Origin of the sequence: Cupriavidus sp. IK-TO18 (genome assembly GCF_015549295.1) — a bacterium.
GTDB classification, from domain to species: domain Bacteria; phylum Pseudomonadota; class Gammaproteobacteria; order Burkholderiales; family Burkholderiaceae; genus Cupriavidus; species Cupriavidus oxalaticus_A.
Genome location: NZ_JADGMP010000083.1, coordinates 1 through 553, shown reverse-complemented (window position 1 = coordinate 553; position 553 = coordinate 1). Strand labels below are relative to the sequence as shown.

Genomic DNA, 553 nt, shown 5'->3' with positions numbered 1-553 from the left:
TCCATGTAGGTGCGCATGCGGCACACGTTGGCGAAGCGCCAGTCCTCGAGTTCCGCCAATGTGTCGGTACCCCAGAAGGTGAAGCCACCATCGGTCAGGGAGCCAGCCACGCCAGCGTCACCGCGAAATGCAATGCCGAACGACAGCGCCAAGTCGTCCTGCCCCTCGACCGCCGCGTCGGTGATCGAGAACGGGATCGACGGCGACAGGCCGACGATGCCGTAGATCTGTTGGTTGGCGATCGAGAAGCTCGGCCGGCCGTCGCGCTCAGCGTCGCGGCGCGGATAAAGCGCAATGACATAGGGAGACATGGGCTTGGTCACGACGTCGCCACTGGCGTTCGAAACCTTCACGTCCTGCCGCAGCGGATGAAGGATCCACTCGGAACGTGGCAGCGTCTCAAGCCAGTCGATCGCCGCCTGCCGTGTGTTGGTCGGCCCTTCCGGGAGGAAGTGGGCCTGCAGCCGAGCACAGATCGTCGGCATCATCGCGCAGACAGCGTTGCCGATCTGTCCGAGCGTGACCGTCGCCGTCGCACCCGTGAGGCCGGCGG

General features: G+C 65.3%; 1 protein-coding gene. It reads right to left on the bottom strand.

Annotated elements, in window-relative coordinates; translation table 11 throughout:
- A partial coding sequence (locus IPF36_RS34185; protein WP_218959787.1) for a hypothetical protein occupies positions 1-553 on the bottom strand: 553 nt, incomplete at both ends.